Origin of the sequence: Burkholderia sp. Bp8991 (assembly GCF_003853795.1) — a bacterium.
GTDB lineage: Bacteria > Pseudomonadota > Gammaproteobacteria > Burkholderiales > Burkholderiaceae > Burkholderia.
Window position 1 is genome coordinate 91,539 of sequence record NZ_QTQJ01000015.1, and the last position, 14,448, is coordinate 105,986.

Consider the following 14,448-nt stretch of genomic DNA (forward strand, 5'->3'; position numbering starts at 1 on the left):
CGCCGCGCGGACGCCGCGCCAGCCGTCCCGTCGAAGCAGGACTATCCGCTGCCGGCCGCCAACCGACAATCGACGATATGTTGCGCGAGCCTAAAGAAAATCTTATGCGGCGCGTGAACCGGTCCCGCGCGTGTCAGTCCGGCAAGCGGTCGAGAAACGCCAGCATCGCGGCATTGAAGCGCGCCGGCCGCTGCAGCGGCGCGAAGTGGCTCACGCCCGGCAGGATCGTCAGCGTTGCGTCCGGAATCGTGCGCGCGAGATACGCCGCATGGTCGGGGCGGATGAACTCGTCGTGCTCGCCCTGCACGATCGCGACCGGCACGGCGATCGCCGCGAGGTCGGCCGCGCTGTAATCCGGTTGCGTGCGCATCATTTCGCTGACGGCGGCAACGAACGCGTCGAAACGGTCCGGCGTCGCGGACAGCCGCACGTAGTCCTTGCGGTGCCGCGCGAAGCAGCGGTCGATCAGCGGGCTCGGCATCATCTCCTTCGTGCCGCCCGGATCCATGTTGCACGCGAAGAAGAACACGCCCGCCGCACGCGCCGGCGCGCGGGCGGCCAGCACGAGCGACACGCACGCGCCATCGCTCCAGCCGACGAAGCGTGCGCGCCCGATGCGCAGCGCATCGAGCACCGCCAGCACGTCGGAGGCCATGCGTTCGTAGGAATAGGGGCGATCGTCACGCGTGCTGCGGCCGTGGCCGCGGCTGTCGATCACGATCGCGCGGTAGCCGGCCGCGAGCAGCGCCGGCACCTGGTTGCCCCAGTTGCCGCCGTGGCCGAGGCCGCCGTGCAGCAGCACGACCGGCGGGCCGTGGCCGAACGACGCGTGCCAGATGCGCGCGCCGTCGTGGTCCAGCCATCCTTCGGCGTCGGCCGCCGGCAGCAGCGCGCCGCCTTGCGCGTCGAAGCGGACGAGGTCGTCGTCGGCGAATTCCGCGTTCATCGTTCTGCCTTCCTTGCGAGGGAGACGAGCTTGCGATTGTAATGCGCGCGACGGCGTGCCGCGACGCGTCCGCGCGCTGCGGTGCGCGACGGCGCGGCGTCGTGCCTTCAGGCCTGCGTCGACACCAGCGCGCCGGACGTCGAGCCGCCCGACTTCTGGATCGCCTGCGCAAGCTGCGCGATCGCCGTCGACAGCGCGGCGGAGATCGTGCTGGCTTCCGCGCCCAGCGTCTGCTGCTCGAGTGTCGCGGCCGGATCCTGCTTCGCGCGCTGCGCGGCCGCCGCCATCTGCTGCTGCAGTTGCGCAAGCTGTTTCTGCAGGCGCTCGATGAGTTGCTTCAACTGCTTTACCGCGGGATCCTCGGCCGAGGATCCCGACGCGCCCGGCGTCTGCCCCGCGCCGTCCGACTGCGCGGCACCGCCCGCCGGCGACGCGGCACCGGTGCCGGACTGGTTGGCGGTCGCGTTGCCAGCGGCTGGCGAGGTCTGCGCGGCGGAAGAAGGGTCGATCTGCATCGTATCGGTCCGTAGTGAGTGTGCGACTCGGGTTGGTTGAACAGGGGAAACCTTGCAACCGGTTTACGGTATTCGTCGGATGAAACTTGAGCCGCGCCTTTCCAGCTGCCCTGAGATGCCCCGAGATGCCCGCGCCGTGCGCGTACCGCCGATCGTCGCGAAGGGGCCAGATTGGCCGGCCGTCGACGCTGGTAAAATCGCCGGCTGGCCTGCTGCCGCAGCACACCGGCTGCTTCCGGCAAGGCCTCGCGGGCTACCCCGCGTCGGTGCCCGCCCGGTCGGGCCCGATACGCGATGCCGTCCGGCGCCGTCGCAACGCGAGCCCCGCGCCCGCATCGACATGCGACGCGCCGACTTCGGCACGCCCCCCTTCATCACGCATTTCGAGGAATTCACGATGGCCCGCATCGGCGCCTTCTGCCTGACCACGTGGCTCGCGGCCGCGATTCTCTATTTCGGCCAGCATTCGGTCGCGATGATTGCGCTCAGCGGCGTGGTCGTGTTCGGCGGATTCGACCTGCTGCGTCCGTAACGACGGCGGCGCGCACGGCAGCGGCAGACGCGACGACGCCGCACTGAAAAACGCCGACCGGCGGGCCGCGACGCAGGGTAAGATCCGGGTCGGAGTCGTCATTCTCGCGCAGCACGAACAGGGCACCGCCCACGCAGGCCGTCCGATCATGAAACAAGGCATTTTCGTCGCCACGCCCGCCTACGGCGGCATGTGTTACCTGCCCTACGTGAACGGGCTGCTGGAGCTCCAGCATGCGTGCCTGAGCGCCGGCCTCGCGTTCGAATACTTCTACCTGAGCGGCACCGCATTGTTGCATCAGCAACGAAACGTCGCGGTCGAGCGCTTCCTGCACAGCGGCCTGTCGCACATGATGTTCATCGATGCGGACATCGGCTTTCGCGGCAGCGACGTGATCCGGATGTTCGAACAGCAGCACGACGTGATGCTCGGGCTGTATCCGTCCAAGAGCATCAACTGGGCGGCGGTCGCCGAGGCCGCGCGCTCGGATCCGTCGGCGCCGCCCGAGCGGCTCGCGTTGTTCAGCGCCGATTACAGCCAGACCGCGTATGCGGTGGACGGTGCACAGTCCCGGATCCAGCTCGATTCGGTTTCCGAAATCCACTCGGGCGGCGCCGGCCTGATGATGATCGCGCGCCCCGTGTTCGACACGATGGCGCAGGCCTATCCCGAGACGCAGGTCCAGTTTCCGCCGAGCTATCGGAACCTGTCGCCGAATTCGACCTCCATGTACGAGCATTTCGAGTTCCTGAGGGAACCCGACGGGCGCTCGCTGTCGGAGGATCTGTCTTTCTGCAAGAAATGGCGGATGTGCGGCGGCAAGCTGTATGCGTGTTCGTGGTTCCAGACCGTCCACGCGGGCGTTCATCTCTATGAGGGCAACCTGCCGGCGTTGCTCGGTCAATGAGCCGCGGGCGCGAACGGCTGGCGCTGCGCAACGCGTAGCGGCGCGAGCAGTTCGGCTAGCGGATGGCGGCTGACCGTCGCCGTCATCGCGACTTCGGGCTGCGTGCGCAGCCCGGCATCCCGGACCGGCACGACGCACGCGTCGGCCACCCCGTCGAACGCTTCAACCCATCACCGCGGCAACGTCCGCAACGACGACGGCCCGCCCGTCAGCGCGATGCGCTTGCCCGTATCGCGCAGCTTGCCGCCCTCCACCGCATACAGCGCGAGCTGCCGCTCGACGTTGAACTGCACGATCACGTGCCGGCTGTCGGCGGTAAACACGATGCCCTGCGCGGCTTCGCCGCCCGGCACTTCACTCGTCTGCACCGCACGGCCGTTGCGGATCTCGAACAGCACCACCTTGCCGAGCTTGTGGCGACCCGGGTTGTCGGGCGTCAGGTTCGAGCCGTCCATCGCCTGCACGGCGATCCACTTTCCGTCCGGCGAGATCGCGACGCCTTCCGGCAGCGACGGCACCGTCAGGTACTGGACCGTGCGGAACGGCGTGCGCGACACGTCGATCAGCGCGACCGAATCGGCATCGCCCGCGAGCGTGCCCGTATAGCCCGGCAGCCCCGCGAGCCCGACGTTGCTGACGACGGCCCAGCGATTGTCGCTCGACACGTCGATCGTGTAGGGCGCGACGCCCGTGCTCAGCCGCGTGCCGCTGTCGGTCACCTTGCCGTCGTCGACGTTCAGCACCGCGATGCCCTGCTCGTCGCGCAGCGACACGAGCGCATGCTTGCCGTCGTGCGTGAAACTGATCCCGGCGAGCCGCTTCTTGCCGATCTTCAGGTTGCCGTCGAGCGTCACCTGCGTTCCGTCGATCCGCAGGATCGACACGCTGCCGTCGACGTTCGCCGCCAGCGCGAGCCGGCCCGACCGGTCGATCGCGATCCCCTGCGGGTGCGTGCCGAGTTCGACGCGCGTGATCGCCGGCGGCGACGCAGCGAGGTTCACGACCTGCAGAAACGTGTCGAACACGAGTTGCCTCACCCCCAGGTCGTAGCGCGTCGGCGCGCCGACCAGCGCGAGCTTCGCGTCGGGTGCGATCGCGACGGCCTGCGGCGGGCCCTGGATGCCGTTCTCGACATCGACCTGCAGCGCGACCTTCGGCGGAAACACGCTCGCGTCGAGCAACGTCAGCGTGTCGGCGGGCGGCGACGCGAGATAGGTGTCGCGCCCTTCGACGCGCTGATACGTGCCGTCGTTGCCGGACACGATCCAGTCGGCCGCGTGCGCGGTGACGGCGGTGCCGGCGGTGGTAGCGAGCGTCAGCGCGGCGAGCAGGCGGGCGCGACGAAGGCGAAAGCGAAAGCGATTCGAATGCATGGCGGTCGGTTCTCCGGATCGGTTGCGGACGCAAGGACTGGCACGACCCTGCTGCTCGACGGGTCGATGCCACCGCATGATGCACGAAAGCGCGCGAAACCGGCGTCTCGCGCCCGCCGCTCAGGTCGTGCGCACGTCCGCGCTGTCCCACCGATCGACGTCGTCGAGCGGATACACGGGTCGCGCGAGCCGCTCGTAGCGGAACAGGCCGTAGTCCGAACCGGTCACGCCGCGGCTGTCGCACTCGACCAGCGCGGCCGCGATCGGCACGAACACCGGCCGGCAGTACATCCGCGACTTCAGCAGCAGGAATCGCGCCCGGCGCGGATCGATGCCGACGCTCTCGAACACGCCGAGATCCCACGGCTCCTGCGTGCGCTCGGTGACGACCAGCGTCGCGTCGCCGATATCGAGCACCGCCGCGCGGCCCATGTATGCGCGCTGGCCCGTATACGTCGGCCCGGTAATCACGTATTCGCCGTCGGTGATCGCGCGCACGATGCCCGTCGCCCGAAACGGCGCGCGCCGCGCGCCGCCGTGCGACGGCATCCGGTTGCCGACCGGCACGGTCACGGTCGCGCCGACGCCCACGCCGATCAGCGCCGCGACTGCATCCGGGTCGCACAGCGGCCCGCTGACGATCCCGTCGAGCCCCTGCGCGAGCGCTTCCTCCAGCAGGTCCATCGTGTCGCACGGGCCGCCCGACATGCAGTTGTCGCCGTGATCGAGCATCAGCACCGGACGGTCAGCACCGCGCGCCAGCGCCGCGGCCTGCGCGACCGATTCCGCGAGCGGCGCGCTGCGGTAGACGAACGCGTCGCGTGCGTCCCAGATCTGCCGGGCGATGCGCTCGGCCACCGCGTCGGCCGCCGCGTGGTCGCCATCGGCGACCACGACGATGCTGATGCACGGCGCGGGAATGTCCGCGAGCGAGAAGCCGGGCAGCACCGATACCGCCAGCATCCCGTCGGCTTCAGCCGCGCGCGCGGCCTCCACCGCGCGCCGCATCGCGCCTTCGGCGCTCGCGCTGCGCAGCGTCGACGTCATCAGCGGCGGCTGCCGCCACGCGAGCACTGGCCGTGCGCGGCCGTGCAGCCGGTCGAGCAGCACACGCGCCGCGTGCTCGCCGGTTTCGTACATGTCGACGTGCGGATAGGTCTTGAAACTGACGATCACGTCCGCGTGATCGATCATCTTCTGCGTGACGTTCGCGTGCAGGTCGAGCGCGACCGCGATCGGCGCATCGGGCAGCGCGGCGCGCACGCGCGCGAGCAGGTCCCCCTCGCCGTCCGCGCTCTGCTCGGCGACCATCGCGCCGTGCAGGTCGAGCATCACCGCGTCGCAGCCGGGCGCGGCCGCGACGATCGCGTCGCAGATCGCCGCATACGCGTCGGCGGCGACCGGCCCGCTCGGGTTCGCGGCCGCCGACACCGGCGTGACGATCTCCGCGCCTGCGCGAGCCGCCGCATCGATGAACGCGGCCATCGCGGTGCGCATCCCGCGATTCGCGCGATACGCGTCGTCACCCCAGTCGGGGCCGTTGCGGCCGAACGCGGCGAGCGGCGTCGGCACCGGCGAGAACGTATTGGTTTCGTGGTTCATCCGGGCGATCAGGATCTTCATCGCGTGGCGCCCTCCGCCACGCCCGCCGCGCCGAGCATCGCATGCAGCAGCACGTTGCAGCCCGCTTCGAGGTGGGCGGGATCGGCATCCTCGATCTCGTTGTGGCTGATCCCGTCCTTGCACGGCACGAAGATCATTGCGGTGGGCGCGACGCGTGCGAGATACACCGCGTCGTGACCCGCGCCGCTGATCACGTTCATCGACGACAGCCCGAGCGCACCGGCGCCCGCGCGCACCCGCTCGACGAGTGCCGCGTCGAACGGCTGGGGAGCGAAATACACGACCTGCTCGACGTCGATCCGCATGTCGGCCACCGCCCCCAGATCGGCGCAGGCCGCGCGCAGTTCCGCATCCATCGCCGCCAGCGTCGCATCGTCGGCCGCGCGCAAGTCGACGGTCAGCGTCACGCGGCCCGGAATCACGTTGCGCGAATTCGGATGGACGTCGACCCAGCCGACCGTGCCGCGCCCGTGCGGCGGGTGCGCACGCGCGATGCCGCTCACCGCGCGCACGAGATCGGCCGCGACCAGCAGCGCGTCGCGCCGCAGTTCCATCGGCGTGGGTCCCGCATGCGCCTCCATCCCGTGTACGGTCACGTCGTACCAGCGCTGCCCGAGCGCGCCCTCGACCACGCCGATCGTCGTGTCGTGCGCCTCCAGCACCGGGCCCTGCTCGATATGCGCCTCGAAATACGCGCCGACCGGATGCGCGCCGTTCGCGTCGCCCGCATAGCCGATCGCGGCCAGCGCATCGCCCACCGATATGCCGTCGCGATCGCGTTGCGCGAGCGCGTGATCGAGCGTGAACGCACCCGCGAACACGCCGGAGCCCATCATCACGGGCACGAAGCGCGAGCCTTCCTCGTTTGTCCACACGGCGACCTCGAGCGGCGCACGCGTGCGCACGCCCGCGTCGTCGAGCGTGCGCAGCACTTCGAGGCCGGCGAGCACGCCGTAGTTGCCATCGAACTTGCCGCCGGTAGGCTGCGTGTCGATATGGCTGCCCGTCGTCACGGGCGGCAGGTCGTCGCGTTCGCCCGTACGTCGCGCGAAGATGTTGCCGATCGCATCGATGCGTACCGTGCAGCCCATTTCCTTCGCCCACGCGACGAACAGGTCGCGCGCCTCGCGATCGAGTTCGGTGAGCGCGAGGCGGCACACGCCTCCCTTGTTGGTCGCGCCGATTCGCGCGAGACGCATCAGGCTGTCCCACAGCCGCGCGCCGTCGACGCGCAGGCCGGACGCCGTGGCGCCCTGTGTCGAATCCAGAACTTGCATCGATGGAATTCCTCGCAATGAACGGGCCCGGCGCTTACGCGACGCCGACACCCAGGTAACGGTCCTTCACCTCGTGATCGGCCGCGAACGCCGCGTTGCTGCCTTCGTAGACGATCACGCCCTGTTCGATCACGAAGTGGCGGTCCGCGAGCTGCGTGCACACTTCGAGGTTCTGTTCGACGAGCAGGATCGCGACGCCGGCCGCCTTGATCTGCTTCAATTGCGCGACGATCTCCTCGACGATCACCGGCGCGAGCCCTTCGACCGGCTCGTCGAGCATCAGGAGCCGCGGGTGGTTCATCAGCGCGCGGCCGATCGCGAGCATCTGCTGCTCGCCGCCCGACAACTGCGCGCCGCCGTTGCGGCGGCGCTCCTTCAGGCGCGGGAAGATCCGGTAGATGTCGTCGAGCTGCCACGGCGAATCGCGGCGTGCGCCGAGCCGCAGGTTTTCCTCGACCGACAGCAGCCGGAAGATGCCGCGATGCTCGGGCACGAAGCACAGGCCGCACGCGGCAATCCGGTGCGCGGGCTGCCCGGACACCGGCCGGCCGGCGAACGTCACCGTCCCGCCGGTCGGCGCGACGACACCCGCGATCGTCTTGAGCGTGGTCGATTTGCCCGCGCCGTTGCGGCCGAGGAGTGTCACCGTCTCGCCTTCGTTCACGTTCAGCGAAACGCCCTGCAGCACGTGGCTCTTGCCGTAGCAGGCGTGAACCTCCTTCACGTCGAGCATCATGCGCGGCCTCCGGTGATCATGTTGCCGAGATACGCGCTGCGTACGCGCGCATCGCCGCGAATCGCATCGGGCTTGCCTTCGACCAGCACGCGCCCCTGCTGCATCACCGTGATCGTGTCCGAGATGTCCATCACGATTCCCATGTTGTGTTCGATCAGCACGACCGTGTAGTCGTCGCGCAGGCCGCGGATCAGCGCCTTCATGTCGTCGAGGTCGTCGATGCCCATGCCCGACGTCGGCTCGTCGAGGAAGATCGCGCGCGGCCGTGCCGCCAGCGCCATCCCGACCTCGAGCCGGCGCTGCTGGCCGTGCGACAGCACGCCGGCCGCCGTGTCGGCGAAGCGCTGCAGGCCGAGCCGCTCGAGCACCTCGTCGACGATGCCGTCATGCGCGAGTGCGCCGCTCGGCGGCGTCCACGGATTCAACGCGCGCCGCGATTCCACGCCCTGCGCGGCGACGCGCAGGTTCTCGCGCACGCTCAGGTTCGGAAACAGGCTCGTCACCTGGAACGAGCGTGCGATGCCGCGCCGCACGCGCTTGTGATCGGGTTCGCGCGACACGTCGTGACCATCGAACAGGATCGAGCCCGACGTGATCGGCAGCGTGCCGGTCAGCGTATGGAACAGCGTCGTCTTGCCGGCACCGTTCGGGCCGATCACCGAATGCACGGTGCGCGGCATGATCCGCAGATCGACGCCGCCCAGCGCCGTGAACTTGCCGTAGCGCTTGACGATGCCGCGCGCTTCGAGAATCGCTTCGCTCATTGCCGCTCCCTGGCCGTAGCCGCAGTACGATCGGCGCGCCGCAGCGATGCCGCGACGCGTTCGCCGAGCCCCCACAATCCGCGCTGCATGAACAGGCTGACCGCGATCAGCACGAGGCCGAGCAGCAGCAGCCAGCGCGGCCACAGCGTCGACAGCCAATCCGCGAACAGCACGTAGAATGCCGCGCCGAGCACCGACGCGAACAGGTTGCCCGTGCCGCCGATCACCGTCATCACGAGGATCATCTCGCTCGTGTGATAGTCGATGTTCGACAGCGGCGCGATGCCCGTCATCAGCGCGTGCAGCGCCCCCGCGAGGCCCGTGACCGCGCCCGAGATCACGAACGCCGCGAGCTTGAATCGCTGCACGTCGTAGCCGGCCGCCGCCGCGCGTGCCTCGTTGTCGCGAATCGCGAGCAGCGTCCGGCCGAACACCGAGCGCGATACGCGCAGCAGCAGCCAGAACACCGCGACGAACAGCACCGCGACGAAGCCGTAGTAGCGCCACGGCGAATCGAGCGGAACGAGCGGATGCCCGAATGCGGACAGCGCGGGGCGCGGGATGTCGAGCAGCCCGTTGTCGCCGCCCGTCAGATCCGGCGTCGTATACGCGAGGAAGTAGAACAACTGCCCGAACGCGAGCGTCAGCATCACGAAGTAAGTGCCGCGCTGCCGGATCGAGAACCAGCCAACGAGCGCGGCCGCGGCGGCGCCGAGCACGGCGGCCGCGACGAGCGCAACCGTCACCGACCCGACGCCGTGCGTCAGGACCAGCCCCGCCGCATAACTGCCGAGCCCGAAGAAGATGCCCTGCCCGAACGAGAGCAGCCCCGTATAGCCGAGCAGCAGGTTGCAACCGAGCGCGGCGAGCGCGAACACCAGCACTTCGGTCGCGAGCGAGCCCGAGCTCAGCGCCAGCGGCAGCACGCACGCGACGGCCACCGCGAGCCAGCCCTCCGGCCGCCGCAGCGCACCGCACCACGGCCGCGAACGCTGCGAGGCTGCCGCCGCGGGCGGCAGCGGTTTCGACGATTCGATCATGCGGCCCTCCCCAGCAATCCGTTCGGACGCAACAGCAGCACGGCCGCCATCGCGACGTAGATCATCAAGCGCGCGCCTTCCGGCCACAGCGTGCTCATCAGGCTCTGCACGATGCCGACCAGCAGCCCGCCGACGAGCGCCCCGAGAAAATTCCCCATCCCGCCGACGACGACCACCACGAACGCGACGCCGAGCGCCTCGATGCCCATGAACGGATCGACGCCGCGGATCGGTGCCGCGAGCACGCCGGCGAGCGCGGCGGTGGCCGCGCCGAGCGCGAATACGAGGCTGAACACGCGCGTCACGTTGATACCGAGCAGCGACACCATCTCCGTCGATTCGCTGCCCGCGCGCACCGTACTGCCGAGCCGCGTGCCTTCGAGCACCCACCACAGCAGTCCGGCAAGCACGGCCGTGAACGCGATCACGAACAGCCGGTATTTCGGGTAGACGAAGCCGCCCCAGATCACGACGCCGTTCAGCGCGTCGGGCGGCGGCACGTTGTCGCCAAGCGGGCCCCAGGCGAGGATCGCGCACTCCTGCAGCACGAGCGCGAGCCCGACGGTCGCGAGGATGTGGAATTCATGCTGTTGCGCATACACGTGACGCAGCACGAGCTTCTCGACGATCCACGCGAACGCGCCGACGACGAGCGGCACGACCGCGAGCGCAACCCAGAAGTTGGCCGACCATTGCAGCGCCTGGTAGCAAAGGTACGCACCGAGCAGATAGAACGCGCCGTGAGCGAAGTTCACGAAGCGCAGCAGGCCGAACACGATCGACAGGCCGACGGCGAGCAGGAAATACAGCATGCCCACGCCGATGCCGTTGACGATCTGCAGCAGATAGACGTTCATGGCTTCCGTACCGGAAAGGAGTGAAACGGACGTCCGCGGCGCGCGACGGCCGCGAACGCGCGCATCGCGTTACGCGAGCTTGCACCCCGTCTTGTCGACGGACAGGAACGATTGACCCGAGCTGACGATATCCGCGTAGTCGTCCGCGTTCTTCATCCGGCTCTTCGGCTTGCCCTTCAGCAGGTAGTAGTTCTTCAGCACCTGGTGGTCGCCCTTGCGGATTTCCTCCGGGCCCGTGAGACCGTCGTACTTCATGCCTTCCATCGCCGCGACGACCTTCTTCGGATCGGCGCTGCCGGCCTTCACCATCGCGTCGAGCAGGATCTTCGAGCAGATGTACGAACCCGCGAGGCTGTAGTTCGGGTTCGCCTTGAACGCGGCGTTCGCCCGCTTCACGAAGTCGCGATTCAGCGGCGAATCGATGCCGTGCCAGTACTGCGCGCCGAAATACACGCCGTCGCAGATGTCGGGGCCGAGCGCCTCGAACTGCTCGAGGCCCGATGCCCACGCAAGCAGGATCGTGCAGTTGCGCTTCATCCCGAAGCTGACGGCCTGGCGCAGCGTGTCCGATGATTGCGAGCCGAAGTTCAGGATCAGCAGCACGTCCGGTTGCGCGGCCGCCGCGTTCGTCAGGTAGCCGCTGAACTCCTTCTCGGCGAGCGAGTGGTAGCTGTTGCCGACATGCTCGATGCCTTTCTCCTTGAAGATCGCCTTCGCGGCGGACAGCAGGCCCTCGCCGAACACGTATTGCGGCGTGATCGTGTACCAGCGCTTCGCTTTTGGCAGCATCTGGAGCAACGGCCGCACCGTCTGCTCGATCGCGCCGAAGGTCGGCACCGACCAGCGGAACGTCGCATCGTTGCAGTCCTTGCCGGTCAGTTCATCCGCGCCCGCCGTCGTGATGAACACGCCGCCCGCCTTCTGGACTTCCTTGCCCATTGCCAGCGATTCGGACGACAGGATGCCGCCCGCGAAAAAGCGGGCCCCCTTCTGCTGCGCGATCTCCTGCACGCGCCGCACGGCGGTCGCGGGCTTGCCCTCGGTGTCGAGTGCCGTATACGCGAGCGGCGCACCGAGCACCTTGCCGTATTGCCGGACGGCGAGCTGCATGCCGAGATCGGCGTACTTGCCATTGGCGGCGAACGGCCCCGACATCGGCACCGGGCAGGCAAGCTGGATGGTCGAACCCTGCGCGAATGCGGCACGGGACGACATGCTGCCGAGCGCGCCCGGCACGGCCGACAGCGCGGCCAGTTTCAACAGTTCTCGGCGATTCAAGTTGACGCTCCTGATAAAGGGGGACACACGATGCGACCGACTGCCAAACCCAAACCGTATCCACGCCCTGCAGGATGCGCGTCGCCGGTTGATCCTATTTATCATGATAAATAGAATGAACCTGATGCTAGAGTTGATCAAAATTGGTGTCAATCAGGCAAAATTCCGTACCCCGCGCCGCAACGGATCGTCGACGATGACGTGGCGCGCAGTCAGACAAAGGAGTCTTGAAGATGGTCATGGACCGAGCCAGGGCGGGCCTCGCGGTCGAAATCAAGCAGCCGAAGCGGGCGGATCTCGTCGCCGAGGAGATCAAGCGGCTGATCACCGAGAAGGATCTGAAGCCGGGCGACCGCCTGCCGCGCGAGGCGGAACTGCAGCAGCTGTACGCGGTGAGCAAGAGCACGATCCGCGAGGCGCTGAAGTCGCTCGAGGTGCAGGGGCTCATCAAGGTCACGACGGGGCCGTCGGGCGGCGGGATGGTCGTCGAGGTGCCGCTCGACCGCACGCTGCAACTTCTGCAGAACTACCTGTTCTTCAAGGACGTGACGATCGACGACATCTACACGGTGCGCAAGCTCCTCGAACCCGAGCTGGCGGCGGGCGCCGTGCCGCACCTGACCGAGCGCGACTTCGCGGCGCTGGAGGCGAACATCGCGTGCTGCGACGGCGCGTCGGGCGTGCACGACCGCGGCCACATGCTGCGCCAGCGGCAGGAGGACACGACGTTCCACGACATCCTCGCGGCCGCGAACCCGAACCCCTTCCTGCGCTTCAGCTGCGAGCTGATCAACGAGATGATCCGGCAGTTGATCGAGTTCAGGAACGATACGCCGCTCGCGGAGCACAAGCACTTCGGCGAAGCGAACGTGTCGATCCACAAGGAGATCCTGCTGGCCGCGCGAGCGCGCGATGCCGAGCGCGTACGTGCACTGATGGTCGAGCACATGACCGAGGCGCCCAAGCACGTGAAACGGATGAAAGGGAAGCTGCGCGGGCGCTTGATCCTCGACTCCGAAATCCGCAGGCGGGCCGCCGCGCCCGTCTCGGGCTCCGACGCGGCCGCGGCGGATCGCGAGGACAACTGACTGTCGGTACACGCGAAGCCGGCTCGAGGCAGGGGCCGACCGTCCGGCGGCGGTCGGCCACCGCCGCTCACGCGTACCCCGTCGTGCCTTTCGTCTCCAGATATTCCACGAGGCCGAACTCCGCATACTCGCGGCCGTTGCCCGAACGCTTGTAGCCGCCGAACGGCGCGGCCGGGTTCCACGCCGGATAGTTGATGTGCACGTTGCCGACGCGCAAGCGCGCCGCGATCCGGCGGGCGCGCTCGAGATCCTTCGTCTGCACGTAGGCCGCGAGCCCGTAGACCGAATCGTTCGCGAGCGCCACGGCTTCATCCTCGGTCCGGTAGGTCAGGATCGACAGCACCGGCCCGAAGATCTCCTCGCGCGCGATCGTCATGTCCGGCGTGACGTTCGAGAACACCGTCGGCTTCACGTAGAAGCCGTCGCCGAGCCCGTCCGGACGGCCGGGTCCGCCCGCGACGAGCGTCGCGCCCTCGTCGATGCCGCTCCGGATCAGCTGCTGGATGCGGTCGAACTGCGTGCGGCTGACGACCGGCCCGATGCCCGTTTCCGGCGAACGCGGATCGCCGACGACGGTGCGCGCAGCCTCATCGCGCGCCGCCGCCTCGGCCGCGGCCAGCTGATCGACGTGCACGAACATCCGCGTCGGCGCGTTGCACGACTGTCCGCTGTTGCTGAAGCAGCTGCGCGCGCCGCGCGTGACGGCATCCTCGATGTCGGCATCGGGCAGGATCAGGTTCGGACTCTTGCTGCCGAGTTCCTGGTGCACGCGCTTCACGGTATCGGCCGCGGCCTTCGCGACTTCGACACCGGCGCGCGTCGAGCCCGTAAACGACACCATGTCGACGTCCGGATGCCGCGACAGCGCATCGCCGACCTCATGCCCGTAGCCGTGCACGAGGTTGAACACGCCCGGCGGCACGCCGGCTTCGTGCAGGATCTCCGCGAACAGGATCGCGCTGAACGGCGCGATCTCGCTCGGCTTGAGCACCATCGTGCAGCCCGCCGCGAGCGCCGGCGCGACCTTGCAGACGATCTGGTTGATCGGCCAGTTCCAAGGCGTGATCAGCGCGCACACACCGATCGGCTCGTGCGACACCAGCAGCGAATCGGTCTGCGTGCTGAACCGGAATGACTGCAGCGCGCGGATCGTCTGTTCGAGATGCGCGGTGCCGACCGCGGCCTGCATCGCGCGCGCGAACGCGATCGGCGCGCCCATCTCCTGGCTGATCGTGCGCGCGACTTCGTCGTAGCGGCGCCGGTAGATCTCGAGCACGCGCTGCAGCAGCGCGACGCGCGCGTCGACCGTCCAGCGCGAATACGCGTCGAATGCCCGCTTCGCCGCGCCGACCGCGCGGTCGACGTCAGCCGGCCCGCCGATCGCGAGCCGCGCATACGGCTTCGCGGTCGCCGGATCGATCACGTCGATCGCGCGCGCATCGGCCGGATCGCACCACTGTCCGGCGATATAGCTCTGTTGTGAGGTTCGCATCGAAGGCTCCTGGAATGACG

Annotated in this window: 15 protein-coding genes; 3 read left to right on the forward strand and 12 right to left on the reverse strand. The window is 68.6% G+C overall.

Annotated features, from left to right (window positions below):
* Positions 1-133: 133 nt before the first annotated feature.
* Positions 134-946 (reverse strand): alpha/beta fold hydrolase, encoded by an 813-nt coding sequence (locus DIE02_RS18710; RefSeq protein ID WP_124521191.1) that lies wholly within the window; start codon positions 944-946, stop codon positions 134-136.
* Positions 947-1,053: 107 nt separating this feature from the next.
* Complete coding sequence (locus DIE02_RS18715; protein WP_124521193.1) at positions 1,054-1,461, reverse strand: hypothetical protein; 408 nt, start codon at positions 1,459-1,461, stop codon at positions 1,054-1,056.
* A gap of 52 nt (positions 1,462-1,513) precedes the next feature.
* Here DIE02_RS18715 and DIE02_RS35565 point away from each other — a divergent pair, with 52 nt between their 5' ends.
* Both DIE02_RS35565 and DIE02_RS18725 read left to right on the forward strand, forming a co-directional pair.
* Positions 1,514-1,993, forward strand: coding sequence for a hypothetical protein (locus DIE02_RS35565; protein WP_185641017.1), 480 nt, complete (start codon positions 1,514-1,516; stop codon positions 1,991-1,993).
* A 148-nt stretch (positions 1,994-2,141) separates the two neighbouring features.
* On the forward strand, positions 2,142-2,900 hold the full coding sequence (locus DIE02_RS18725; RefSeq protein ID WP_124521195.1) for a hypothetical protein: 759 nt from the start codon (positions 2,142-2,144) through the stop codon (positions 2,898-2,900).
* Here DIE02_RS18725 and DIE02_RS35570 read toward each other — a convergent pair.
* From DIE02_RS35570 to DIE02_RS18765, 9 genes are all read right to left on the reverse strand, one after another.
* Positions 2,894-3,031, reverse strand: a complete 138-nt coding sequence (locus DIE02_RS35570; protein ID WP_185641015.1) for a hypothetical protein — start codon at positions 3,029-3,031, stop codon at positions 2,894-2,896. The two genes, DIE02_RS18725 and DIE02_RS35570, sit on opposite strands and share 7 nt — an antisense overlap.
* Positions 3,032-3,070: 39 nt before the next feature.
* The gene (locus DIE02_RS18730) at positions 3,071-4,273 is read right to left on the reverse strand and encodes a beta-propeller fold lactonase family protein (RefSeq protein WP_124521197.1); all 1,203 of its coding nucleotides are present in this window, start codon (positions 4,271-4,273) and stop codon (positions 3,071-3,073) included.
* 120 nt (positions 4,274-4,393) lie between these two features.
* Complete coding sequence (locus DIE02_RS18735) at positions 4,394-5,896, reverse strand: M81 family metallopeptidase (RefSeq protein WP_124521199.1); 1,503 nt, start codon at positions 5,894-5,896, stop codon at positions 4,394-4,396.
* A complete protein-coding gene (locus DIE02_RS18740; RefSeq protein WP_124529644.1) occupies positions 5,893-7,173 on the reverse strand; it encodes a Zn-dependent hydrolase in 1,281 nt (426 codons plus the stop codon). Before DIE02_RS18740 ends, DIE02_RS18735 begins: the two co-directional genes overlap by 4 nt.
* A gap of 34 nt (positions 7,174-7,207) precedes the next feature.
* Complete coding sequence (locus DIE02_RS18745; protein WP_124521203.1) at positions 7,208-7,909, reverse strand: ABC transporter ATP-binding protein; 702 nt, start codon at positions 7,907-7,909, stop codon at positions 7,208-7,210.
* Positions 7,906-8,673, reverse strand: coding sequence for an ABC transporter ATP-binding protein (locus DIE02_RS18750; RefSeq protein ID WP_124521205.1), 768 nt, complete (start codon positions 8,671-8,673; stop codon positions 7,906-7,908). Before DIE02_RS18750 ends, DIE02_RS18745 begins: the two co-directional genes overlap by 4 nt.
* Positions 8,670-9,713, reverse strand: coding sequence for a branched-chain amino acid ABC transporter permease (locus DIE02_RS18755; RefSeq protein ID WP_124521207.1), 1,044 nt, complete (start codon positions 9,711-9,713; stop codon positions 8,670-8,672). Before DIE02_RS18755 ends, DIE02_RS18750 begins: the two co-directional genes overlap by 4 nt.
* Entirely contained in the window at positions 9,710-10,570 is an 861-nt protein-coding gene (locus DIE02_RS18760; RefSeq protein WP_124521209.1) for a branched-chain amino acid ABC transporter permease, read from the reverse strand. The genes DIE02_RS18755 and DIE02_RS18760 overlap by 4 nt, the downstream gene beginning before the upstream one ends.
* Before the next feature lie 69 nt (positions 10,571-10,639).
* Complete coding sequence (locus tag DIE02_RS18765) at positions 10,640-11,848, reverse strand: ABC transporter substrate-binding protein (protein WP_124488055.1); 1,209 nt, start codon at positions 11,846-11,848, stop codon at positions 10,640-10,642.
* A 233-nt stretch (positions 11,849-12,081) separates the two neighbouring features.
* Between DIE02_RS18765 and DIE02_RS18770 the strand changes: the two genes are divergently transcribed.
* Positions 12,082-12,936 (forward strand): FadR/GntR family transcriptional regulator, encoded by an 855-nt coding sequence (locus DIE02_RS18770; RefSeq protein ID WP_124529646.1) that lies wholly within the window; start codon positions 12,082-12,084, stop codon positions 12,934-12,936.
* Positions 12,937-13,003: 67 nt separating this feature from the next.
* Here the strand turns inward: DIE02_RS18770 and DIE02_RS18775 are convergent, their stop codons facing one another.
* A complete protein-coding gene (locus DIE02_RS18775) occupies positions 13,004-14,428 on the reverse strand; it encodes an aldehyde dehydrogenase family protein (protein WP_124521213.1) in 1,425 nt (474 codons plus the stop codon).
* Positions 14,429-14,448: the final 20 nt, after the last annotated feature.